This is a genomic window from Phytohabitans sp. LJ34 (assembly GCF_052068095.1).
In the GTDB taxonomy this organism is placed as follows: Bacteria; Actinomycetota; Actinomycetes; order Mycobacteriales; family Micromonosporaceae; genus Phytohabitans.
This window is the reverse complement of record NZ_JBQHDG010000016.1, coordinates 250,894-273,216: the sequence shown is the minus strand read 5'-3', so window position 1 is coordinate 273,216 and position 22,323 is coordinate 250,894. Positions and strand designations below refer to the sequence as shown.

17 protein-coding genes are annotated in these 22,323 nt (G+C 71.9%); 10 read left to right on the top strand and 7 right to left on the bottom strand.

All coding sequences use genetic code 11. From position 1 onward, the window contains the following. Positions 1-431 precede the first annotated feature (431 nt). Positions 432-1,337, top strand: coding sequence for a bile acid:sodium symporter family protein (locus ACTMTJ_RS27710; RefSeq protein ID WP_441220975.1), 906 nt, complete (start codon positions 432-434; stop codon positions 1,335-1,337). Positions 1,338-1,393: 56 nt separating this feature from the next. Here ACTMTJ_RS27710 and ACTMTJ_RS27705 read toward each other — a convergent pair whose 3' ends face one another. Genes ACTMTJ_RS27705 through ACTMTJ_RS27695 form a run of 3 tightly spaced genes read right to left on the bottom strand, consistent with a single transcriptional unit; the run spans position 1,394 to position 4,204 of the window. Then, complete coding sequence (locus ACTMTJ_RS27705) at positions 1,394-1,624, bottom strand: TM2 domain-containing protein (protein ID WP_441220973.1); 231 nt, start codon at positions 1,622-1,624, stop codon at positions 1,394-1,396. A gap of 21 nt (positions 1,625-1,645) precedes the next feature. Continuing rightward, positions 1,646-2,632: a dihydrodipicolinate synthase family protein gene (locus tag ACTMTJ_RS27700; RefSeq protein ID WP_441220972.1), complete on the bottom strand. Its 987-nt coding sequence runs from the start codon at positions 2,630-2,632 to the stop codon at positions 1,646-1,648. A 36-nt stretch (positions 2,633-2,668) separates the two neighbouring features. Further along, on the bottom strand, positions 2,669-4,204 hold the full coding sequence (locus tag ACTMTJ_RS27695; RefSeq protein ID WP_441220970.1) for a peroxidase family protein: 1,536 nt from the start codon (positions 4,202-4,204) through the stop codon (positions 2,669-2,671). A 172-nt stretch (positions 4,205-4,376) separates the two neighbouring features. Between ACTMTJ_RS27695 and ACTMTJ_RS27690 the strand changes: the two genes are divergently transcribed. Further along, positions 4,377-5,348 carry a LacI family DNA-binding transcriptional regulator gene (locus ACTMTJ_RS27690; RefSeq protein WP_441220968.1) on the top strand — a complete coding sequence of 324 codons (972 nt, stop codon included), beginning with the start codon at positions 4,377-4,379 and terminating at the stop codon, positions 5,346-5,348. Positions 5,349-5,390: 42 nt separating this feature from the next. On the opposite strand, the gene ACTMTJ_RS27685 is transcribed toward ACTMTJ_RS27690, so the two are convergent. The 3 genes from ACTMTJ_RS27685 to ACTMTJ_RS27675 all read right to left on the bottom strand — a co-directional run bounded on the left by ACTMTJ_RS27685 (position 5,391) and on the right by ACTMTJ_RS27675 (position 8,703). Continuing rightward, positions 5,391-7,025: a glycoside hydrolase family 27 protein gene (locus ACTMTJ_RS27685; protein ID WP_441220966.1), complete on the bottom strand. Its 1,635-nt coding sequence runs from the start codon at positions 7,023-7,025 to the stop codon at positions 5,391-5,393. A gap of 126 nt (positions 7,026-7,151) precedes the next feature. Continuing rightward, positions 7,152-8,195: a hypothetical protein gene (locus tag ACTMTJ_RS27680; RefSeq protein ID WP_441220964.1), complete on the bottom strand. Its 1,044-nt coding sequence runs from the start codon at positions 8,193-8,195 to the stop codon at positions 7,152-7,154. A gap of 10 nt (positions 8,196-8,205) precedes the next feature. Continuing rightward, positions 8,206-8,703: an RNA polymerase sigma factor gene (locus tag ACTMTJ_RS27675; protein ID WP_441220962.1), complete on the bottom strand. Its 498-nt coding sequence runs from the start codon at positions 8,701-8,703 to the stop codon at positions 8,206-8,208. A gap of 855 nt (positions 8,704-9,558) precedes the next feature. Here ACTMTJ_RS27675 and ACTMTJ_RS27670 point away from each other — a divergent pair. From ACTMTJ_RS27670 to ACTMTJ_RS27645, 6 genes are all read left to right on the top strand, one after another. Beyond that, entirely contained in the window at positions 9,559-10,782 is a 1,224-nt protein-coding gene (locus tag ACTMTJ_RS27670; protein ID WP_441220961.1) for a hypothetical protein, read from the top strand. Between the two features lie 10 nt (positions 10,783-10,792). Beyond that, complete coding sequence (locus ACTMTJ_RS27665; protein ID WP_441220959.1) at positions 10,793-11,506, top strand: poly-gamma-glutamate hydrolase family protein; 714 nt, start codon at positions 10,793-10,795, stop codon at positions 11,504-11,506. Positions 11,507-11,754: 248 nt separating this feature from the next. Beyond that, a complete protein-coding gene (locus tag ACTMTJ_RS27660; RefSeq protein ID WP_441220957.1) occupies positions 11,755-15,021 on the top strand; it encodes a beta-L-arabinofuranosidase domain-containing protein in 3,267 nt (1,088 codons plus the stop codon). 144 nt (positions 15,022-15,165) lie between these two features. Continuing rightward, complete coding sequence (locus ACTMTJ_RS27655) at positions 15,166-15,693, top strand: AAA family ATPase (protein ID WP_441220955.1); 528 nt, start codon at positions 15,166-15,168, stop codon at positions 15,691-15,693. Between the two features lie 159 nt (positions 15,694-15,852). Continuing rightward, positions 15,853-16,155, top strand: a complete 303-nt coding sequence (locus ACTMTJ_RS27650; protein WP_441220953.1) for a putative quinol monooxygenase — start codon at positions 15,853-15,855, stop codon at positions 16,153-16,155. A gap of 19 nt (positions 16,156-16,174) precedes the next feature. Further along, the gene (locus ACTMTJ_RS27645; protein ID WP_441220951.1) at positions 16,175-16,927 is read left to right on the top strand and encodes an AraC family transcriptional regulator; all 753 of its coding nucleotides are present in this window, start codon (positions 16,175-16,177) and stop codon (positions 16,925-16,927) included. Between the two features lie 182 nt (positions 16,928-17,109). Here the strand turns inward: ACTMTJ_RS27645 and ACTMTJ_RS27640 are convergent, their stop codons facing one another. Continuing rightward, complete coding sequence (locus ACTMTJ_RS27640; RefSeq protein ID WP_441220949.1) at positions 17,110-20,058, bottom strand: tetratricopeptide repeat protein; 2,949 nt, start codon at positions 20,056-20,058, stop codon at positions 17,110-17,112. Positions 20,059-20,319: 261 nt separating this feature from the next. On the opposite strand from ACTMTJ_RS27640, the gene ACTMTJ_RS27635 reads away from it, so the two are divergent. Together ACTMTJ_RS27635 and ACTMTJ_RS27630 are read left to right on the top strand one after the other, a co-directional pair. Continuing rightward, positions 20,320-21,129 carry a hypothetical protein gene (locus tag ACTMTJ_RS27635; protein WP_441220948.1) on the top strand — a complete coding sequence of 270 codons (810 nt, stop codon included), beginning with the start codon at positions 20,320-20,322 and terminating at the stop codon, positions 21,127-21,129. A 329-nt stretch (positions 21,130-21,458) separates the two neighbouring features. Next, entirely contained in the window at positions 21,459-22,319 is an 861-nt protein-coding gene (locus ACTMTJ_RS27630) for a DUF1028 domain-containing protein (protein WP_441220946.1), read from the top strand. The last annotated feature ends 4 nt before the right edge of the window (positions 22,320-22,323 follow it).

Sequence of the window (22,323 nt, the reverse complement as noted above, 5' to 3'; positions counted from 1 at the left end):
GCCCGCGTCCGCGTCAGCTGCGGACCGTATGCTCCCGCGGGCACCGCTCCCGGCCGGCGGCTCGCAGCGCTCGCCGAAATCCCCGGCCGTCCACTGCCGGGTCCGCGGGACAAGCCCGAGGGTGTTTCGCGCCGTCGCAGAGCCCTACCTTCGTGGTCCAGACCGCCGCTCGCGCGGCCTGACCGGTCCCGCCGCCGGCCCGCGCTCACGCCGAGCTGTCGAGCTGCCCCGTCTGTGCGCTAGGTCGACAGCCAATGAGCGTGGCACCCGGTCGCCCCACGCAGGCGGTGAAACACCGCGATCAGATCGCAAACCCACAGGGGCCACCAGGTACCAAGATCTGGCGGTGAGCCGCCGATCGAGGTCGTGGCCGCGCTTGATCCCTTCGGCCGATGGGCAGCGCGACCAGGAGACGTGAAGAATCCTCGGGCATGGATTCGATCCTGACCCAGGTGTTCCTGCCCGTCGCCCTCGGGATCGTCATGCTCGGGCTGGGGCTCGGCCTCGTCGTGGCCGACTTCCGGCGCGTCGTGGCGTTCCCCAAGGCGGTGCTCGTGGCGTTGGTCTGCCAGGTGGTGCTGCTCCCGGCGGTGTGCTTCGGTCTGGTGTTGGCGTTGGATCTGCCACCCGCGCTCGCGGTGGGCATGATGTTGCTGGCCGCCTCGCCCGGCGGCACGACCGCCAACCTCTACAGCCACCTCTTCGGCGGCAACGTGGCACTCAACGTCACCCTCACCGCGGTCAACTCAGTGCTCGCGGTCTTTACGCTGCCCCTCGTGGTCAACCTTTCCCTGGACTACTTCCTGTCGGGAACGGGCCAGGTCGGCCTCCAGTTCGACAAGGTGCTCCAGGTCTTCGCGATCGTGCTGGTGCCGGTCGGGCTGGGCATGCTCGTCAGGTCGCGCTGGCGTCAGTTCGCCGAGCGGATGCATCGCCCCGTGCGGATCCTGTCGGTCGCCGTGCTGGTGCTGGTGATCGCCGGCGCGATCTTCCAGGAGCGGGACAACCTGGCCGACTCCTTCGAGGCGGCCGGGGTGGCCGCCCTGGCGTTCAACCTGATCAGCCTCACCGTCGGCTATCTCGCGCCGCGACTGGCGAAGGTCGGCCGCGCCGAGTCGGTGGCGGCGGCCATGGAGGTCGGCATCCACAATGGAACGCTGGCCATCGTCATCGCGACGACGCTGCTCGACAGCACCGAGATCGCGATACCGGCGGCTGTCTACAGTCTCGTCATGTTCTTCACCGCGGCCGGATTCGGCTACCTGGTGCGTCCTCGAAGCGCCGAGGGCGGCGCGTCCGCGCGTCCCGCCGTCCAGGCCTCCGACCCGTCCGTATGACGGCGGCGGGGCTGGCCCGGTGAAGGGCCAGCCCCGATCCGCGTGGTGACCCGGTGTCAGCGGGCCAGGGCCTGGCCCTGCTTGTCGGTGAACTTGCCGACGATGATCATGATGAGGTCGATCAGGACCCAGATGCCCAGCCCGCCGAACGTCACGATCTGGAGGATGGCGGTGCCGACCTTGCCGACGTAGAAGCGGTGTGCGCCGAGCATGCCGAGGAAGAAGCAGAGCAGCAGGGCGACCAGCCAGGTCTTCTGCCCGGTAGCGCTTGTGGTCGTGGTGCTCACGGGTATCCCTTCGAGGAGTTATCACTTCTGGTGATGTAGCGGACGGGATACTAGCCACAACCGCGGCGGCGCGCTGCCCCGGGGCACGGGATCAGTCCTGAAACAGCTCCGGGACGATGTCGCGAGCGGCGCGGCGGGCCACCTCGACGGCGCCGTCGGGGGCGCCGCGAAGTGGCCATCGTGGACGGGTACCGGCGTCCGTCCAGCCGCCGACCGCGGCCAGAAAGCGGTCGAGGGCCGGATTGGACAGTCCGTCCGCTTGCAGCGGGGCGACGTGCGCGGCGAAGAACGCGTTGACGCGCCGCTCGATCTCCAGGCCGGCGGCCGGGCCCGCAACGCGGTCTCGTACCAGCGGACGGCACCGGCCGGCGACATCGCGGCCACATTGGAGTAACTGCCGTGCGCGCCGAGGGCCAGCCCCGAAGCGAGGGTGTGGCCGGGCACGAAGATGGCGCGGTCGGGCGCGGCGTCGCGCATGGCCCGAAACCAGTCGCGGTCACCGCCGGCCGTCTTGGTGCCCACAAGGCTCGGCACCGCGGCCGCGAGGCGGCTCAGCAGCGCCGGCGGCACCGGAGTCTTGGCGTGCGGCGGGTTGTACAGCACCAGCGGCACCGGGTCCGCCTCCTCGGCCACCCGCGTCAGAAACGCCACGGCCTCGTCGTCGTGGAGCCGCACCCAATCCGGCAGGATCACCTGGAAGGCGCCGGGCGCCAGGTGCTTGGCCCGGCGCACCCGGTCCAGGGTCGCCTGCGCGCCGGGGTGGCTCGCCCCGATCTGGAACGGCACCCCGCTGGCCGCGACAAGCTCGTTGATCCGGTCGTACTCGTCGCCGTCGAGCGTGTTGAACTCGCCCGCCGTCCCGTGCGCGTAGATGCCGTTCAACCCGGCCGCGGCCAGCCGGTCGAGCTGCTCACCCAGCCGGCCGAAGTCGATGGTGTCGTCGTCGCGCAGCGGCAGCAGCACGGTGCCCCAGACCCCGCGAAGGCCTCCGCCGGTGAGCGGTCTCATGATCGACATACTAACGTCGGCCGGCTCGACGCTCGGTTACTGGCCGCGGCTGGCCGGGTCTACGCGGGCCCAGCGGAGCAGGTCGGTCATCTTGAAGGTGCCGGGGGTCTGCGCCGGCAGCGTGGGGCGCCAGTTGGGCGGGGCGGCCCGCAGGTAGGAGCGGGAGTCGAGCTGTAGCAGGCCGATGAAGACCTCGCCGACGAGGCGGCCGCCGGTGGGGCCGAGCACGATGCCGTCGCCGATCAGCTCGGCCTCGGCGAGGATGTAATACCACAGTGGAGTGTTGCGTTCCAGGCCGAGTCCGTAGTGGGCCAGCTCGTCGAGGGTCAGCGCGCCCCAGCCCATGGTGTTCGCGACGCGCTGGCCGGAGGGCAGGCTCCAGGTGAGGTGGCGCAACAGGTTGCGCTGGGGGAGCGAGGTCGGTGGGTCGCCGCTGGCGATGGCGCCCAGCGGGAGGTTGAACAGGGGCGTGGAGATGGTGCGGTCGATGCGCTTGTTGGGCCGCACCTGCCCGTCGCCGAAGTTGAAGAACGTCTGCCAGCCGATGAACCGCCGCCGGGCCCGCCGGCCGCCGCGCAGGTCGACCGGGTCGGCCTGGCCTTCGCCGGCGGGGTCGAAGATGAAGCCGAAGAACGGGGTGCCGTCCGGGTTGCCGGCCAGGTTGACCCGGTACGAGGGACGGACCATGCTGTGGCCGAAGCGGTACGCGGCGCCCTGAAACTCGACCGGGATGAACGCCGGCCCCGGCTCGGGGCGGTAGAAGCGGCGGCCGTGGGCGAGGATGTCCTGGGTGATGCCGTGGCCGGCCACCTGGGGCAGAAACTCGTTCACGATGATCCACTGGTAATGCCAGGTGATGAGCTGGCGGGCCTGGTCAAACAGCTGGTTGGTCGGCACGCCCTGGCCGCGCAGCTGGTCGACGGCCCGGTTGTGCGACAGGATCATCGCCGCCTGGAGGCCGGAGATGATGACGTTCTCGTCGTTGCGCGGGTCGGCGATGATGGCCGTCCCGCTGGCGGTGCGTGGCACGTCCTCGAAGAGGCCGCCCGACTCGATGCGCAGCTTGACGCGGTCCGGCTGGTAGAGCGACGGGCTGGCGACCGGGCCGCCGCCGTAGACCGAGTCGAGGTCGAGCGCGGGGGTGCGGACGTTGGGCGTCGTCTCCGGCGGTGTCGGCACCGCCAGGCGCGACGTCGTGTCGAACGTCATGTCGTGGTCGAGAAACTGGCCGAGGAAGGTCGTTCCCGCGGTGTGGAAGGGGTTGTCGCGGTTTCGGGGGCTCAGCTCCGGGTTGGTGATCAGCCGGATCGGGCCCTCGTGCAGCGGGTCGCGGGCGTCCAGGGGACCGCCGGCCCGGCCGATGTCGGTGAGTGCCGCGCGGCTGCGGCTGTCGGCGGCGACGAACGGCGGCAGGCCGGGAAACATGCGCCCGAACCGGTCGGAGGGCGTGGCGGCCTCGGCGGCGCCGTGTCCGGCGAACGCCGGAGCGGCCGCGCCGGCCACCGCACCCGCCGCCGTCGCGCTGACGCCCGAGATGAATCTACGGCGAGAAACCTGATGTGGGGTGCCCATGGCTGACCATTCTTAGGCGCTCGGGCGGCCGAGGTCCCCACCCCCAAGGGATACCATTAGGAAACTTTCCTTTTAAAACAAGTGCGGCCGGTGGCAGTATCCTGTACCGATCGATCAGCATGAGGTTTCCGCTCCGCGGCCGCGGCGTCCCGGCCGGCCGAGCATCGTCGACGTGGCGCGGCTGGCGGGCGTCTCGCGGCAGACGGTCTCCAATGTGCTCAATGGGCGCGCGGCCTTCAGCCGCGAGACCGAGTCTCGTGTCGTGGCGGCGATGGAGGCGTTGGCCTACAAGCCGAGCCGCGCCGCGCAGACCATGCGCTCCCGCCGCACGCGCCAGCTCGGATACCACATGTCCGGTGCGCAGCTCGAGGTGGTGAGCGGCTTCACGCTGGGCTTCGTGCAGGCGCTGGTCAAGGCGGCGGCGCGGGAGGAGCACCAGATCGTGGTGTTCACCCACCACGGCGACGACCCCGCCCCGGCCTTTCGCGACCTGATCGCCCGCCGCGGTGTCGACGCCTTCGTGCTGGACGAGTCCAGTGTGGACGACTCGCGCGTGCGCCTCCTCGCGGAGGAGGGGATCCCGTTCGCGTGCTTCGGGCGCACCGCGCCAGGCCTGCCGCAGCAATGGGTCGATGTGGACAACGTCGCCGGCATGCTTCAGCTCGTCGACCACCTCGTGGCGGCGGGACACCGCGACTACGCCTACGTGGGCGCCGGCGGCGACGAGTACTGGAAGGGCGAGCGCCTCGACGGCCTCCGCCTGGGGCTGGCGAGGCACGGGCTCGGCATCGGCGCGGACCGGGTGTTTCGGGGCAGCGACGACGAGATCCGCGGCTGGGTCCGCGCCCTGTTTCGCCGCCAGCGGCCGACCGCGATCGTGACCAGCAGCGACGCCGTCGCCGTCGTGGTGGTCAACTCCTGCCAGGCCGCCGGGCTGCGGGTCGGCCAGGACATCGCGGTCACCGGCTTCGACGGCGGTGCGGTCGGGCTGCTGACCGAGCCGGTGCTGACCAGCGTGCGGATCCCGGTCGAGCGGATCGCCCGCGAGCTCGTCGCCCGCTGCCTGGCGGAGATCGCCTCGGGCCCCACCGGCCGTCCCGGCCTGATCGTCCCCACCGAGCTCACGGTCGGCGGCAGCGCCTGAGGGGGATCGTGGCACCAGCACCACGACCCCCCAATGGCGTGACTACGCGCGGGACCAGCGTTGGTTGGCTCCGGTGTGGCAGCTCCACACGATCACGCCGGTGCCGTTGGCCGTGCTGGCGCCGTTGACGTCCAGGCACAGTCCATTTTGGGCATTGCTGATCGTGCCGTTGCTGTTGAAGGTCCATCGCTGGTTCGCGCCGCCGTTGCAGTCCCAGATCTGGGCCCGGGTGCCGGAGGTGGCGTTGCTGGGCGTCTCCAGGCACTTGCCGAGCACCTGCAACGCCTGCCCGTTCTGGGTGAACTGCTGGTTGGCTGCGGTGTGGCAGTCCCAGATCAGCATCTGCGTGCCGTTGGCGGACCCGCCCAGGTTGACGTCCAGGCAGCGGCCCGAGGCCTCGCCGCGCAGCCGGAAGGTCGTCGGCGGGTTCGTGGTGCCGCCGCCGCTGACCCGGTAGACGGCGGTGCCGTGCGCGGGCACGCTGGCCGAGATCGCGCCGGTGCTGCTCGACGTGGCGCCGGTCCACAGGTCGCGCAGGGTGAACGACGAGCCGCTCTTGCCGATCGCGGCCGCGGTGGTCGAGACCGTGGTGGTCGAGCCCCCCTGGTTGAACAGCGCCACCGCCACGTCCCCGTTGGCCAGCCGCTTGGCGAGCACGCGGCGGGTGCCGTCGTTGGACACCTGAGTCGCTTGCAGCCCGAGGGAGTCCTGGTTGACCGCGATGAGGTCGGCGTTGTTGAGGATGGCGAGCGTGGCCGCGCTGGAGCCGCGGACGTCGTTGCCGGCGATGAGCGGTGACGCCATGATGGCCCACAGCGCGAAGTGGGACCGCTGCTCGGTGTCGGTCAGGCCGCTGCGGCCGACCTCCATCATGTCCGGGTCGTTGAAGCCGCCGGGCGCGGCGTAGGAGGCCAGCGGCACGTTGACGTTGACGATGTTCTGGATGCCCATCGGGTAGCCGTTGGTCTGGCCGGTGTTCCACGCGTTGGTGATGTCCTCGGTGGTGCGCCACATGTTCGCGACGTCGCTCCAGTTGCGCAGCGGCCCGGTCTTCTCGTGGATGCTGTTGGGGTTGATGCTGTACACGATCGGCCGTCCGGTGGCGGCCAGCGCGTCACGCATCTTGGCGAACGTCGCGACCTGGTCGTTGATGGTGCCGTTGGGGGAGCACCAGTCGTACTTCAGGAAGTCGACGCCCCACGCGGCGAACTGGCGGGCGTCCTGCGCCTCGTGGCCCTGGCTGCCGGTGGCGCCCGGGTAGCTGCCGAAGTACTGCGCGCAGGTCTTGTCGACCGGCACCTGGTAGATGCCGAACTTGAGCCCCTTGCTGTGGATGTAGTCGCCGAGCGCCTTCATGCCGGAAGGGAAGCGCGAGGGGTCGCCCTGTAGGTTGCCCGCCGAGTCGCGGTTGGGGTTGAACCAGCAGTCGTCGACGACCACGTACTGGTAGCCGCGGTCACGCATCCCGGTGCTCACGATGGCGTCGGCCATCTGCCGGATCAGGCCTTCGCTGATGTTGCACCCGAAGGTGTTCCACGAGTTCCAGCCCATCGGTGGGGTGCGCGCCACCCCGTTGTCGAGCGCCTGCGCCGGAGCGCTCGGGCCCCCCACGACGGCGGCGCCGACCGCGACGACCAGGGCGGCCACCGCCGAGATGGCGGCATATCGAGACCTCATGTGTGCTCCTCGGGTTGAACGTTCAACACGCGAGCATCATTTTGACGTCCCTCGATCTGTTGGTCAAGGCGACGGCACCGAGCGGGTGGCCGGCGGCCACCCCGGTGACGGCGGTGAGGAACGGTCCTAGCGGACCGGCCTCAGCCACGGGTTCAGGCTGAGCCGGTCGAAGCCGATCGGGCGGAGCCTGTCGTAGGTGGCGGCGTCGAGCCGCACCATTCCGACGGCGACCCGGGCGTCGCCGGCGTCGTCGTCGCCGGTCATGACGGAGTGGATGGTCGACCGCCGGTCGCCCATCACGTCGGCCGCGGCCCACCTGACCCGGTCCAGCGTGGCGAGGGTGTTTCGCGCGGCCACGACGCAGACGTTTCCGTCGTAGAGCCGGGCCAACTCCGCCTGGACCGTCGCCGGATCCTCGCCCACGACGCCGACGACTATCACCATGGTCGATGCGGGAGCACCGGCGGGATGCGTGATGTCGAGTCCGGAGAAGCGATCGCGGTGGCGGCTGACGAACTGCCCGAGCCGGTCCGAGTTCGCGCGGTCTCCGGTGCGCCAGCCCCCGGACGGTGGCTGGCACGCCGCCGGTGTGGGGCGCCGCGGCGGCTTGTTCTCCGGGAGCTCCGCCCACTGCTCGGTCACCGCCAACGTGCCGGCGCGGTAGACACCCCGCAGGCGTGCCCATCCGCTGAGCCGGCCCTCGGCGCCGACCTTCCGGTTGGCCAGCCGGTCGAGGTCGACACCCGTCGCGGTGAGTGCGAACGGGCATGGCGCCGGCAGCGCCCGCACCGGCAGCGCCCGCACGGCGGGCGGGCAGAACCGGACTGGCTTCCCCTCGTCGACCTCGACCTCGCCCGCCGCCTCCACCACGTCGCCGTCCCGGACTACCAGCGTGGCCGGATCGGGCCTGCCGGTGGGCGCCGCGGTGGTCGACCCCGGGACCTGCTCGGGCCCGCCGGCCGCCTCGGGCCAGAGCGCCATGCTGCCGACGATGGTCGCCGCGACCGCCGCGGCCACCACCCCGACCGTGAGGAACCGCGCCGCGCGCGGCCGCCACAGCGACGTCCGCTCGGTGGCCCACCGGGCCTGGTCCGGCTCGGGCGGGGGCGGCTGCGCGGCCTGCCAGCGCTCCGCCGCGTCGGTGAGGATCTGGTCGACGTCCTCGTTCACCGGTGCCTCCTCATCCCGTCACCGCCAGCAGCACCCGCAGCCGGGCCCGGGCGTCGAAGAGCGTCGACTTCACCGTGCCCGGCGAGCAGCGCATCAACGCGGCGGTCTCGGCCACGGTCAGCCCGACGAAGTACACGCAGTCGATCGCGAGCCGCTGCCGGGCGGTCAGCTGCGCCAGCGCGCGTTCCAGGTCGACCTGCCCGGTGTTGGCCTCGACCTTCGTCCCGCGCAGCGAGGCGAGCGCGGCCGCGATCCGGCCGACCGAGTCCGCCCGCCGCCGCGCCTTCGCCGCCTGGTCCGCGGTGATCGCGAGGAGCCAGGTCGCCGGCGAACCCCGGTCTGGACGGTAGCTGCGCCGCTTCGTCCAGGCCCGCGCCAGCGCCTCCTGCACCACGTCGTCCCGATCGGCCCGCGGCGCGAGGCGCGCCGCCAACCGGGCCATCGCCGGCAGGTGCGGCCGCACCCACTCGGTGAACTCACCCGCGTCGGCCGGCTGGTCGGCTGCCAACCGGGCAATCGGGATCGGCGGTCTCATACCCCGGTATACCCCGGCACCCCACGCCCCGGTTGGGTCCGGCCCGCCGGCGGCTTCGGCGTGCGCGGCGTCAAGGGCCCGATTCGAGAGATGTGAGCTACCGCGATGTCCGTCGTGGTCCAGACCGCTGCTCCCGCCGGCCTCACCCGTCCGCTGTTGCTTGCGGCTCACCCTCGCGTTTGGTCGCGGTCACGCTTTGCCTGTGCGGATGCGCGGCCCGCGGTCCGGGATGTTTGTCCACGATGCCTGTCGCCGACCAGGCGGCGGGAGCCTTGAAGCAGGAGCTTCGTAGCCCTGAGTAACCGTCGCCGCCGTACACGCGGCCCAAGATTCGGGATCTAGGGGGATCTCGGAGAGTTAGGGCGCTATTTCAACCCTAACTCTCCTAGATCTTGACGTTTCTCAACCGAGCCCGCCGACGCTGCGTCACAGACGGTGGCCGGCGAGGCCGGCCCAGCCTGTGCGGGCGGGAAATCCATGGGGGGCCGTGGGCGCTTGCCGGTCCTGTCACCCGCGCGCCCCGGAATGTCCAGGTCAGCCCCTTGATCGACTTAGGGTGGGTGGCATTGGGTCCGGACCGCTGCTCCCGCGGCCTCACCCTCCGCGGGTTCGCAAATCCAATCCGGCCCATGGGCCCGGCGCGACCACCGATATGGCCCCGCGACGGGCCGGAGGCCGCAAAGGGTGACCGTGACCGGCAGCGGACGGGTGAGGCCGCGGGAGCAGCGGTCGGGACCACGGCGGACGTCGCGGTAGCCCAAATCTCGATGAATCGGGTTTCGGGCCGAGAAGGTGGAGCTGCCATCGACGGCCGCTAGTATGCAGGCGATGAGCGACGCGGTCAGCGACTGGGCGGTCGAGTCCGTCGAGCTGCCGGGCCAGCCCGGATCGATCGCCGCGGCCGGGCCGGGCGGGCCGGTCTACGCCGTCACCGGCGGTGCCGAGGGCACGCGCCTGTGTGCGGTCGACCTGGCGGGCCGGCTGCTCTGGGCGCGTCCGGTCGACGGCCACCGCGGCCCGCGGGTCGCCGATGACGGCGGGGTCTGGGTCGGCGGCGGCGCGGTGCTCGAGGAGACACTTCCGGGCGGCGAGTCGGGCCGCCGGTTCACTCTCGACGGTGGGCACAGCGACCGTGCCATCGACGCGTTCGTGCTGCTCGCCGGCGGCGCGCTCGTCGTGTGGGGGAGCAACGCCCCGGGGGCCGCGCCCGCCCGGCTGGAGCTGCTCGACGACCGCGGCCGCCGCCGCTGGGTCACCGACCTGCCGGCGCCCGACATGGCGTACCCGGGGATCACCGAGGTGGGCGTGGCCACCGGCTGGCAGCCCCGCCCGATATCCGCGTACAAGGCCGAGACGTTCCGCACGACCCGGTGGGAGCCGGTGCTGGTCAGCGGTGACCGGGTGCTGGCCACGTTCTTCGAGGTCGCCGGCGGGCTGGGCGTCAGCTTCTGCGTCGACCTGCACACCGGCCGTCTACTGTGGAGCACCGCGCCGGCGCCGTCCGGTGACCGCGCCATCGCCGGGAGCGGGCGCTTCCTGGTCGGGGAGCAGGGATACGGCGCGTTCGGCACGCGGCTGCTCGACGGCGACGGCGCGGTCGTGGCCGAGTGGCCGAGCCACGGGCGGGCGCTGGTCGGCACCGACGGCGTGATCCGCGTCGTAGAGCTGGAAAACAGCACGCCTTCGCGGTGCCGCCTCCGGCTGCTGCATCCCGACGGCACGATGACCGACGGCCCGGTCCTGCCCGGCTACTACACCGTCGGGCCGGTGCTGGCCGCCGACGGCCGCGTCGCTTTCCTCCGCGACGGGCGCCTCCAGTCGGCGGCGCCGGACCTGACCGTCACCACCCACCTCGCTCTGCCGGGGCGCGGCGGCGTCGACGGCATGCTCCTGCTCGACGGTGGCCTGCTCGCGTTCGTCACCCGCGACGACCGCCCGGCGGCGACCGGTTCGGCCGTCCTGTCGATCGCCCGCTCCGACCTGCCCGGCCCCGCCACCGGCCCCTGGACGGGCGCCGAGGGCGGCCTGCGCGCCAACCCTGTCACCTCGTGAGGAGACCACAATGGACCGACTCACGCGCCTGGTCCTCGGCACCATCGCCGGATCGCTCGTGCTCCTGATCGGATACGGCGGCGCGCAGGCGGGCCGCCCGCCGGTGCGGCAGGCGGTCGCCACGCCGGGCACCGTCGCGGAGTACCCGTCGATGACCGCGCTGCGCAAGGTGGAGCAGGAGGGGGTCGCGTTCGATCTAACGTGGACGGTCACCGACTCGCCGCTCGTCGTGGTCGCGCCGCACGGCGGGTCGATCGAGCCGCGCACCAGTGAGATCGCGAGTGCGATCGCGGGCAGCGAGCACACCCAGTGCCAGTTCAAGGGCAAGCTGCCCGCGGGGCAGAACTATCCGCGGCTGCATGTGACGAGCGAGCACTGGGACGTCGAGGAGTGCCTGATCCTGATCGGACAGCGGACCCACGCGCTGTCGGTACACGGCACGTCCAAGGCGGGCAGCGTCGTCTACATCGGAGGACGGGACACCGAGACCGGCGTCGCGCTCGCCACCGCGTTGCGGGCGGCCGGTTTCACGGTCGTGCGGCCCGCGCCGGCCGACATCGCCGGCACGTCGCCGGACAACTTCGTCAACAAGGACGCCGACGGGGCCGGCGTGCAGCTGGAGCTGACCTACGGCCTGCGCACCGAGCTGTTTCCGGCGAAGGACGGCCCGGCCTCGGCGCGCGGGCAGCAGTTCGTCGACGCCGTGCGCGCCGTGTACGCCTAGGCACCGAAAACTTTTCGGCGCAGAGGTCCAGTCGCTCGGGTGGCAATGCCCCTGCTCAGATTGGCGTCCCAAGGTCAACTGTTGACATGGACGTAACACACTGCCACCATTCCCGAAAAGGTTTTCGGAGACCGGGCATCCGTCGCGCGGAAGGACCTTCATTGGACGAGGTCAGATTCAACCGACGTCAACTTCTTCAGGCATCCGCTCTCGGCGCGGGAGCGGTGGCCGGCACTAGCATGTTGGGGGTGTCCGCCGCCGAGGCGGCGCCCGCCGCGGGCGCGGCGTTCGCGCTGGCCGCCGATCCCGGTCCGGGCGGCACCGCGCCGGTCCGCCCTTTCTCGCTGGCGCAGGTGCGGCTCGGCAGCGGTCTGCTCCAGGAAAAGCGTGACCGCGTCAAGAACTTCCTCCGGTCCTACGACGAGCGCCGCTTCCTGGTCCTGTTCAACAACCAGGCCGGCCGGCCCAACCCGGCGGGCGTGTCGGTGCCGGGCGGCTGGGAAGACGGCGGGCTACTGAGCGGTCACTGGGCCGGCCACTACATGACGGCGCTCGCGCAGGCGTACGCCGACCAGGGCGAGGCCGTCTTCAAGGGCAAGCTCGACTGGATGGTCACCGAGCTCGCCGCCTGCCAGGCCGCGATCACCGCCCGGATGGACGGCGGCGGGCCGGGCGGTGAGGAGCCGCCGGAGCCGGTGATCGAGCGGGTGCCGGGCCGCTACGGCAGCGCGCTGCGCCTCAACGGGCCGAGCAAGGCGCAGTACGTGACGCTGCCCCAGGAGGCGATCAACCAGCTCACCGACTTCACGATCGCGACCTGGGTCAACCTGGCGTCCACGCAGAGCTGGACCCGGTTGTTCGACTTCGGACAGAACACCACGGTCAACATGTTCCTCACCCCGCGGGCCGGCGTGACCGGCAACGTGCCCCGCTTCGCCATCACCGTCGGCGGATCGGGCCAGGAGCAGCGGATCAACGGCACCGCCGCGCTGCCGACCAACCAGTGGGTGCACCTGGCCGTCACGCTGTCGCAGACCACCGGCACGCTGTGGGTCGACGGTCAGCCGGTGGGCACCAACACGAGCATGACGCTCAACCCGTCGAGCCTGGGCAACCCGGGCAACCGGTGGATCGGGCGGTCGCAGTACGGCGACCCGTTCCTCGACGCGACCATCGACGAGTTTCACATCTTCGACCGGGCGCTCAGTCAGCAGGAGCTGCTGTCCATGCAGGACTCCCCGGCGGGCAGCACCACCGGCGGGAGCATCGCCTGGTACCGGTTCGACGAAGAGGGCGGCACCACCCTCAAGGACGCCTCGCCCAACGGCCGCGACGGCGGCGTCGTGGCGGCCCGCGAGGGCGGGGCGGCCGACTGGGTGCCGACCCACCCCGGATACGTCGGCGCGATCCCGGAAGACGCGGTGCTGCGGCTCGGCCCGCCGCGCTGGGCGGTCTACGGCGGCAACGCGGACACCAACACGTGGGCGCCCTGGTACACCCAGCACAAGATCATGCGCGGCCTGCTCGACGCCTACTACCACACCGGCAACACGCTGGCCCGCGACGTCGTCGTCAAGATGGCCGACTGGGCCCACCTCGCGCTGACTGTCGGCGACAAGAACCACCCCGACTACACCGGCCCCATCACCCGCGACAACCTCAACTACATGTGGGACCTCTACATCGCCGGCGAGTTCGGCGGTGCCAACGAGGTCTTCCCCGAGATCTACGCGCTCACCGGCGAGGCGAAGCACCTGGAGACCGCCAAGTGCTTCGACAACCGGGAGTCGCTCTTCGGCGCCTGCGTGGAAAACCGCGACATCCTCGTGGTCACCCCGCAAAACCGGCCCGGCCGGCGCCGCCCCGAGCGCCTGCACGCCAACACGCACGTGCCGCAGTTCATCGGCTACATGCGCATCTTCGAGCACACCGGCGACCAGGAGTACCTCGCGGCCGCCAAGAACTTCTACGGCATGGTCGTTCCACATCGGATGTTCGCCAGCGGCGGGACGGGCGGCAACTACCCGGGCTCCAACAACAACGTCGAGCTGTTCCAAAACCGCGACAACATCGCCAACGCGATCGCGCAGGGCGGCGCGGAGACGTGCACGACGTACAACCTGCTCAAGCTGGCGCGCGAGCTCTTCCTGCACGAGCACGACCCGGCGTACATGGACTACTACGAGCGTGGCCTGCTCAACATGATCACCGGGTCGCGGGCGGACACCACGAGCACCAGCGACCCGCAGCTCACCTACTTCCAGCCGCTGACGCCCGGCACCGCCCGCAGCTACGGCAACACCGGCACCTGCTGCGGCGGCACCGGCCTGGAAAACCACACCAAGTACCAGGAGACGATCTACCTCAAGTCGGCCGACGGCAGCACGCTGTGGGTCAACCTCTACGCGCCGTCGACGCTCACCTGGGCCGAAAAGGGCTTCACGGTGACCCAGCAGACGTCGTACCCCCGGGAGGACCGCACGAAGCTGACGATCGACGGCGACGGGCCGCTCGACATCAAGCTGCGCGTGCCGGGCTGGGTGGAGAAGGGCTTTTCGGTCACGGTCAACGGCGTCGCGCAGGCCGTCGACGCCGAGCCGGGCACCTACCTGACGCTGAGCCGCACCTGGGAGGCCGGCGACACTATCGAGGTCCGGATGCCGTTCAGCATCAGGATCGAGCGGGCGCTCGACCGCCCCGACACCCAGGCCGTCTTCTGGGGGCCGGTGCTGCTCCAGATCGTCGGAAACCCGGGCGGCGGCAACTTCCGCGAGCTGACCCTCTACCGCCACCTCAAGCGCGACGGCGACTACTCCCGGGCGGCGGTCACGCTCGCGAGCACCACGGCGGCGGGCGACCCGGTCTTCACGGCGCAGGGGTTCACCGTGCGGCCGTACTACATCAGCGACACGCAACCCGTCTCGTCGTACTTCCGGCGGGTCGAGCCGGCGATCGTGTTCGGCTCCATCGACACCGGCGTGCCCAACCGCAAGCGCGACGACGGCCTGCCACGCTACGACGTACCAGTGACGGGCATCCCGTCGCCCGGCACCGACGGTCCGACGTTCCTCGACCTGGTGTGGGACCACGCGCCGTTCGCCACCCACGGTGCCTTCGTCGCGGCGGTCACCCACACCGCCGAGGCGTTCGTGGCGGCGGGTGTCTTCACCGCGGCCGAGAAGGACCTCGTCGTCTCCCGCGCCGCCCAGGCGGACCGGGAGCTCCGGCCGCCGGCGACGTGGGCCGTCGAGGTACAGGTCCGCACGCAGGTCATCGGCGGCAACACCTACCTGTCGGTCAGCGTGCGCAACGCCGACGACGTGCCACTCACCATCGAGATCGCCACCCCCTACGGCTCGCGGACGGTGCCCGACGTCGCCCCGGGCAAATCCGCCTACCAGTCGTTCAACACCCGGCGCGCGACGGTGCCGGCCGGCACCGTGACCGTCAAGGCCACCGGCACGGTCGACGGCGCACCGTCGACAATGGAGGTCGACGCGCCGTACGGAGCCTGACACTCCCCTCTGGTGGCGCCCGGTGTACTGCCGGGCGCCACCGCTTCGCATAGCGGCGGCTCCACTCCGGCCTTGCGTGCTTGTGGCCGCTCCGCTGGCTCGCGGTGCGCGCTTCCGCGGCCCGCGGCGCTAGCATCGGGTCCCATGATCGTATGGATCAACGGCACCCATGGCGCGGGTAAGACGACAACCAGTGCCCTCGTGCAGCGACTGATCCCGGACTCACGGGTGTTCGACGCCGAGAAGGTCGGCGAGACACTCATGGACATCACGCCTGGACTACCCCGGACGGACAACTTCCAGCACTGGCCACCGTGGCGCCAACTCGTCGTCGATACCGCCCGCCGCGTACTCGACTACGCCGGCGGCACTCTGGTGATGCCCATGACGGTCCTGGTCGAGCAGTACTGGCGCGAGATCAGCGCGGGCCTCGACGAACATGCCATCCCGGTAAGGCACTTCGTCCTCCACGCCGACCAAGACACCCTTCGCAGGCGCATCGAGGGAGAACATCCCGTCCCCTCCGCGTTTCGCCTCAAATACCTTGAGCCCTACGCCGAGGCGGCCCGCACCTGGCTGCACCGCGAGGCCGAGGTCGTCGACACCACGCACCTCACGCCCGCCCAGGCCGCCCTGCGGATCGCGGAGGCCGTCGTCCGCTCGCCCAGATAGGCAAGCTCCGCCGTCGGGGCGGAGCAGCTCCACGACGGCCACGTCTGCCCTTCGTAGGGCGCCTGTCCGCTGGGAGCGCAAACGCGTCCGGCTCACGGAGGCCGGCCGGCGAGCGGTGGGTGAGGATCGGGGTATCCGTTCCGATCCAGGAGGTTCCTTTTGCTTATCGCGATCGTCGACTTCAAGACCGCGGCCACCGACCGCCCCACCGCCCTGGCCCAGCTCGACGGCGAGCGTGACGCCGTGCGCGCCATGCCGGGCAACGTCGCCTTCCGCGTCTACGCCTCACGCGACGACGAGACAGCGGTCACCATCGTGCACGAGTGGGACGACGAGGCGTCGTTCGCCGCTTACGTGGGCTCGGACGCGTTCAGGCGCTCGGGCGAGGCGATCCGACCGCTCATGGTCGGCGCACCGGTGAGCCGGCGTTTCCAGGCCGAGCTGCTGGAGACGGTGCGCTGACCGCCCCTACGATCGTTCGATGACTCGGGAGGCGTACAGCTTCGTGCGGACGTTTCCGCCGGAGCCCGCTCGCGAGCTACGCGTGGACCGCCACTATCTGCTCTGCGCCTCCGCCGGTGCCCTGCGGCTGGCGGCGGAGGGCCAGGCCTGGCTGCTGCCACCGGCCCGCGCCGCGCTGATCGAGGCGGGCCGCCCGATCCAGGTGAGCATCCCGCAACCGGTCACGACCGCGTCGGCGCTGTTCGACACCGGCTTCACGCCGGCGCCGCCGGCACCGCTCACCGTTTTCGATCTCAGCCCGCTGGCCCGCGCGCTGCTGACCGAGTGCGGCGCGTGGGGCCAGTCAGACGCCCCGCTGCCGGCCTATGGCAGGACGCTGTTCGCGGCGCTCGCCGCGGTCACTTGGCGGCTCGCCGAGCGGCCGAGCCCGGTCGTGGTGCCGTCGGGGCGGTCGCCGGAGCTGCGCCAGGCGTTGCGGATCACGGAGGAGCGCCTCGACGGCGAGGTCCGGTTCGAAGACGTGGCGGACGATGTCGGCCTCACGCCGCGGTCGCTGGCCCGGCGCTTCGAGGACGAGACCGGCATGACGTGGCGCGCGGTGCTGCGCCGTATGCGGGTGTTGCGCGCGATCGAGGAGCTGGCGGCGGGGGACACCCCGGTCACGAAGGTCGCGTTCTCGGTTGGTTACGGCTCGCTGTCGGCCTTCAACGCCGCGTTTCGCGAGCTGACGGGGCGCACACCCACGGAGTACCGGGCCAGCTTCCGCCCTTGACCGGGCCGCCGCCGTGCTGGAGTGTCGATCACTCGATTATCGATCCCGGCCAGTGGCGACCGATCGTCTTGACGACGGAGTCGATGTCCGCCTTGACTGACATCGTTATGGCCGTCAGTGATTCGACGTCTCGTTGTGACGTGAGTCGGACGTGGAGCAGGATCGTGCCTGTGACTCATGGCTCAGCGGGCGGAGGGCACGGGCGCGCGGAGTTTCGCGTACAGAGCCGCGGTTTCCGGGGCGGGCGCCGTGCCGAGGCCGGTGTCGAGCAGCTCGACGAGTTCCTGGTACTGCCGGATGGCGCGGGCCCGGTTGCCCAGGGCCACATGGCAGCGCATCAGGCCGCGGTGCGCGGCCTCCAGAAACGGGTCGTGCGCCACCAGCCGGGCGAAGGTCTCGGCCGCGTCCACGTACCGGCGGTCCTGGCCCTGAAGGCTGCCGAGGGTGAGCATCACCTGCTCGAAACGGCGGCGTAGCCGCTCGCGGCGGGCGTCGGCCCAGCCGCCCACGGCCAGGTCGACGAGGAAGTCGCCGGGGTAGCGGCCGGCCGCGGCGGTGAGTGCCGGGATGGTGCCGGCGGTCAGGGCCTGGTCCGCGGCCCGTTCGAACTCGTCGACGTCGTACCAGAGGCCGCCCGTGCGGTCGATGAGGTAGCCGCCGTCGACGAAGCGGACCCACCGGTGGTCACCGAGGGCGCGGCGCAGGTGCTTCATGCCGGTGTGGAAGCTGTTGCGCAGCTCCTTCGCGGAGGCGTCCGGCCACAGCGCGAGGCCGACCTCGGCCTTGGTGGCGCCGGGCCGGGTCAGCAGGTGGTAGAACAGCTCGCGCGGCTTGCCGTACGTCCAGTCTTCGCTCGACAGCGTGCGGCCGCCCACCTCGACGCGGGCCCGGCCGAGCGCGTGGACCCGCAGCCCGAAGGGCGCGGCCGGTGCCGTGCGGGCGGGGGCGCGCAGGAGCTCGTCGGCCGCCGCCACGGCCTCCGCGACCGCCTGGTCGAAGGGCATCGCCTGCCCGGCCACTGCGGCGGTCTCCACTATGGACGGTCCGCCGGCGGCCTCGATCGCGCGGCGCCGGCGTTCGTGGTCGTCGTGGTCGCACGGGGGTACCGGCGTGCCGATGGCGGCGCGCAGCTCCGTCGCCGCGGCGAACAGGCGTGCCGCCGTGCGAGCGTCCGGTCCGCGGGCCAGCTCGCCGGCCAGCTCCTCCAGCACGCTGGCGGTGCGGCACCGGTCGCCGAGCTCGTAGTGGGCGACGAGGCTGCCGCGCAGCAGGCGGACCGCCGTGGGATGGTCGGCTTCCGCGGCGGCGAGCAGACCCAGCTGCTCCATCGACCAGGCCGTGCCCTCGCGGGAGCCGAGCCGCTCGGAGAGGGCCAGGCTCTCCCGCAGCAGCAGCCGGGCCTTCGCGTGATCGCCTTGGCGGTAGGTGGTCGCGCCGAGGTCGACCAGCGCGCCGACGATGCCCTCGCCGTCGCCGAGGTCGCGAAAACCGCGCAGGGCCTCGCTGGTGAGCCGGTGGGCGCGCGCGTAGTCCGCCTCCAGCCAGGCCGTAAAGCCCAGCGACTTGAGCGAGCGGGCGACGCCGGCCGGGTCGTCCAGCCTCCGCCACGTCGCGAGGCACTCCTCGTGCCGGGCCCGCGCGGCCGCGTACTGTCCCTGCTCGCGGGCGATGCTGCCGAGCACCTGGAGCGCCGAGGCGACGACGCGTGGCTCCTCGGCCGGGTCGTAGAGGTCGAGTGCCCGCCGCAGGCGCGCCGCCGCGCGGTCGTACTCGCACAGCAGGAACTCGAGCATCCCCAGACCGAGCAGGGCCTTGGCCTGTACCGCCGGGGGTGTGCGGTCGTCGACCGCGGCGACGGCGGCCTGGAGCCACTCGTGCCCCTCGGCGTAGTTGCCGCGGACCCGGCAGTACCGGCCGAGGGCGGCGGCGAGGCGGACGCCGAGCGGCGGATCGTGCCGCCGGGCCCAGACCAGCGCCGCCCGCAGGTTGTCCTGATCGCGGTGCAGCCGGTCGAGCCAGAGAGCCTGGTCGTCGGTGGCGAGCAGCGCGTCGGCCCGCTCCGCGACCTGGAGGTACCAGGCCGCGTGCCGACCGGCGGCGCCGGGCCCGCCGGGGTCCAGCCGCTGCTCGGCGTACTGGCGGACGACGTCGAGCAGCCGGTAGCGCTCGTCGCCGCCCTCGCTGTGCACCTGTACCAGCGATTTCTCGACGAGCCGGGCGAGCAGCTCGAACGCCTGGCCGCGTTCGGCCGGGGCGGCGACCGCCTCGGCGGCCTGGGCGGTGAAGCCGCCGCGGAACACCGACAGCGTGGCGAACAGCGCCTGTTCCGGCGGGGGCAGCAGGTGGTAGCTCCAGTCGAGCGTCGCCCGCATGGTCTGGTGGCGCGGCGAGGCGTCCCGCACGCTCGTCACCAGGAGGCTGAACGCGTCGTCGAGCCGGTCGACGACCTGCTGGAGCGGCAGGACCCGCAGCCGGGCCGCGGCCAGCTCCAGCGCCAGCGGCATCCCGTCGAGCCCGCGGCAGAGCTGGGCGATCGTCCCGGCGTTGCGGTCGGTGACGTCGAACGTCGGGTGGACCAGGCGGGCGCGGTCCACGAACAGCTGCACCGCCTCGCTGCCGGCCAGGTCGGCCGCCGACACGGCCTCGCCGGCGGACGGCAGCGACAGCCCGCCGACCGCCCAGGTCGTCTCGCCCGCGACGGCGAGCGGCTCGCGGCTGGTGGCCAGCACGCGCAGTCCCGGACAGGCCCGGAGCAGGCGCCCGACCAGCCCGGCGGCCGCGTCGATCAGGTGCTCGCAGTTGTCGAGCACGAGCACGGCCGCGCGCTCCTGGAAGTGGCGGACCAGCGCGCGGTCCGGCGCGAGGTTCGGCGCGTCGCTCACACCGACGGCTGTCGCGACGGTCTGCGCCAGCAGCGCCGGTGCGTCGAGCTCGGCGAGCTCCACCCAGGACAGTCCCGGCTGGCTGGCGCGCAGCCGGTCACACACGGCGCGGGCCAGCCTTGTCTTGCCGCTGCCGCCCGGCCCGATCAGCGTCACCAGCCGGACCTCGTCCAGCAGCCGGGTCAGGGACGCGACCTCGTTGACCCGGCCGACGAAGCGGGTCAGCGGCGCGGCCGCGCCGTCGCTCACCGATGGCCGGTCTGCTTGCGTCTGGACGGGCACGATTCCTCTCACGCGCTCGGCGGCTGAGGGGCGTCCGCCCAGCATCGGCGCGGCCAGCGTCGGGGGTCAATGGATTTGTCGGTTTATCGCCGCTGCGTATCCACGGCCCTGACCAGCGTCTCCAGCGTTTCCCCCCGCGGCACCCCGCACCTCACCCAGCACCGCTGGCCGAGGCTTTACCGGCCTGGACAGTCCGGGCACGTCCAAACTTTCGGGGGGAACATCTCCATGCGACAGAACACCCGTGTACTCCGCCGGCGCATCCTCGGGCTGGCAGCCGCCACCGCCGCGGCCGCGTCGGTCGGGGTCGTGGCGCTGGCGCCGCCGGCGTCCGCCGCGGTGACCAAGATCGAGGGTACGGCCGCCGACGCCGCGGGTCTCGCGCCGACCGTCAACCTCTACCGCACCCTGCTCGGCGACCCCAACAACGGCAGCACCCTGGGCAGCCAGCCCGCCGGTCGCCGGGAGATCAACTGGGACGGCACGCCGGACGCGCAGTCGTCGCCCAACGCGCTGCCGCGGGACTTCTTCAACACGACAGTCCCGCGGGGTGCGGTCTTCGCCAGCGGCAACAACAAGTTCCAGGTCAGCGCGGACAGCGCCAACCCGACCAACACGCCGGTGCGCTTCGGGAACATCAACCCGCAGTACCCGAACATCTTCGGCACGTTCAGCCCGGAGCGGCTCTTCACTCCGGTGGGTACCAACCAGATGCGGATCAACTTCTTCCAGCCCGGCAGCACCTGGCCGGCGACGGTGAAGGGGTTCGGTGCGGTCTTCACCGACGTCGACCTGGCCAACAGCACGAAGATCGAGCTGTACGACCAGTGGGGCGGCCTGATCTGGTGGCAGAACGTGCCGAAGGGGCAGCAGGCCAACAAGAGCCTGTCGTTCCTCGGCGTGAAGACGGACGCCGACATCTACGAGGTCCGGATCACCACCGGCAACCGCCCGCTCGGCGCGAGCAACAACGACGGGGGTAGCTGGGACGTCGTCGTGATGGACGACTTCCTCTACGCGGAGCCGCAGCCGATCTAGGCAGCTCCCCGCGCCGGTGACGGCCCTCTCGCCCAAGCCGGCGAGGGGGCCGTCGCCCTTTGTGATGTCCGCGGTGGTCCAGACCGATCAACGATCGGGCGTGCGTCGTCGTCTTTTGTCCCGGGTCCGCGTCAGCGGCGGGCCGCCGCTCCCGCCGGAGACCGCGCGGGCCGGCGGCTCGCGGGGCGAGCCGAAATCCCCGGCCCGCGCTGCCAGCCCCGCGCGCCAAGCCCCAACGATCGTGGTACGCAACCGCCCCCATAGGGGCACCCAAATACCACGATCTGTCGCCGTAGCCTGGGCCCACGCCGTTAGCTAGCCTCGCGAGGGTGACGTTCTCGATCGTTGCCCGCTCCGACGACGGGCGGACGCACGGGGTGGCCGTGGCGAGCAAGTTCCTCGCGGTCGGCGCCGTCGTGCCGGCCGCCGAGGCCGAGGTCGGCGCGCTCGCCACCCAGGCGTACGCCAACCTCGCGTACCGCCCGCAAGGCCTCGCCCTGCTGCGCACCGGGGTGGCGGCCGCCGACGTGGTCGCCGGGCTCGTCGCCGCGGACCCGGGGCGGGCGCAGCGGCAGGTCGGGGTGGTCGGTGCCGAGGGGGACGGCGCGACCTTCACCGGCGGCGGATGCCACGACTGGGCGGGCGGTGCGGCCGGGCCCGGATGGGCGGCGCAGGGCAACATCCTCGTGGGCCCGGAGGTGGTCGACGCGATGCGGGACGCGTGGCTCGGCGCCGCCGCCGAGCCCTTCCCGGCCCGGCTCGTCGCCGCGCTGGGCGCCGGGGACCGGGCCGGCGGCGACCGGCGCGGGCGGCAGAGCGCCGCGCTGCTCGTGGTCACCAAGGGTGGCGGGTACGGCGGCGGCAGCGACGTCCTGATCGACCTGCGGGTCGACGACCACCCGGACCCGGTCGCGGAGTTGCGCCGGCTGCTCGACATCCACGGCCTGCTGTTCGGGCGGTCCGATCCGGCGGACCTGCTCGACCTCGACGGCCCGCTCGCCGAGGAGGTCGCCGCGCTGCTGGCCGCCACCGGCCACCCACCGGGCGGCGACGGCCTGGACGCCGCGCTCGCCGCGTGGGCCGGCGTGGAAAACCTGGAGGAGCGACTCGTGCCGGGCCGGATCGACCCGGTCGTGCTCTCGCACCTGCGGCTCGGCGCGGTGAGAGATCAAGCGCACGGCGCCGGTTGAGCGG

What these genes read in the sequence shown, in the direction of transcription:
- ACTMTJ_RS27710 (WP_441220975.1), top strand. Translation starts at nt 432, where the DNA reads ATGGATTCGATCCTGACCCAGGTGTTCCTGCCCGTCGCCCTCGGGATC.
- ACTMTJ_RS27700 (WP_441220972.1), bottom strand. Translation starts at nt 2,632, where the DNA reads ATGAGACCGCTCACCGGCGGAGGCCTTCGCGGGGTCTGGGGCACCGTG.
- ACTMTJ_RS27695 (WP_441220970.1), bottom strand. Translation starts at nt 4,204, where the DNA reads ATGGGCACCCCACATCAGGTTTCTCGCCGTAGATTCATCTCGGGCGTC.
- ACTMTJ_RS27685 (WP_441220966.1), bottom strand. Translation starts at nt 7,025, where the DNA reads ATGAGGTCTCGATATGCCGCCATCTCGGCGGTGGCCGCCCTGGTCGTC.
- ACTMTJ_RS27670 (WP_441220961.1), top strand. Translation starts at nt 9,559, where the DNA reads ATGAGCGACGCGGTCAGCGACTGGGCGGTCGAGTCCGTCGAGCTGCCG.
- ACTMTJ_RS27665 (WP_441220959.1), top strand. Translation starts at nt 10,793, where the DNA reads ATGGACCGACTCACGCGCCTGGTCCTCGGCACCATCGCCGGATCGCTC.
- ACTMTJ_RS27655 (WP_441220955.1), top strand. Translation starts at nt 15,166, where the DNA reads ATGATCGTATGGATCAACGGCACCCATGGCGCGGGTAAGACGACAACC.
- ACTMTJ_RS27645 (WP_441220951.1), top strand. Translation starts at nt 16,175, where the DNA reads ATGACTCGGGAGGCGTACAGCTTCGTGCGGACGTTTCCGCCGGAGCCC.
- ACTMTJ_RS27635 (WP_441220948.1), top strand. Translation starts at nt 20,320, where the DNA reads ATGCGACAGAACACCCGTGTACTCCGCCGGCGCATCCTCGGGCTGGCA.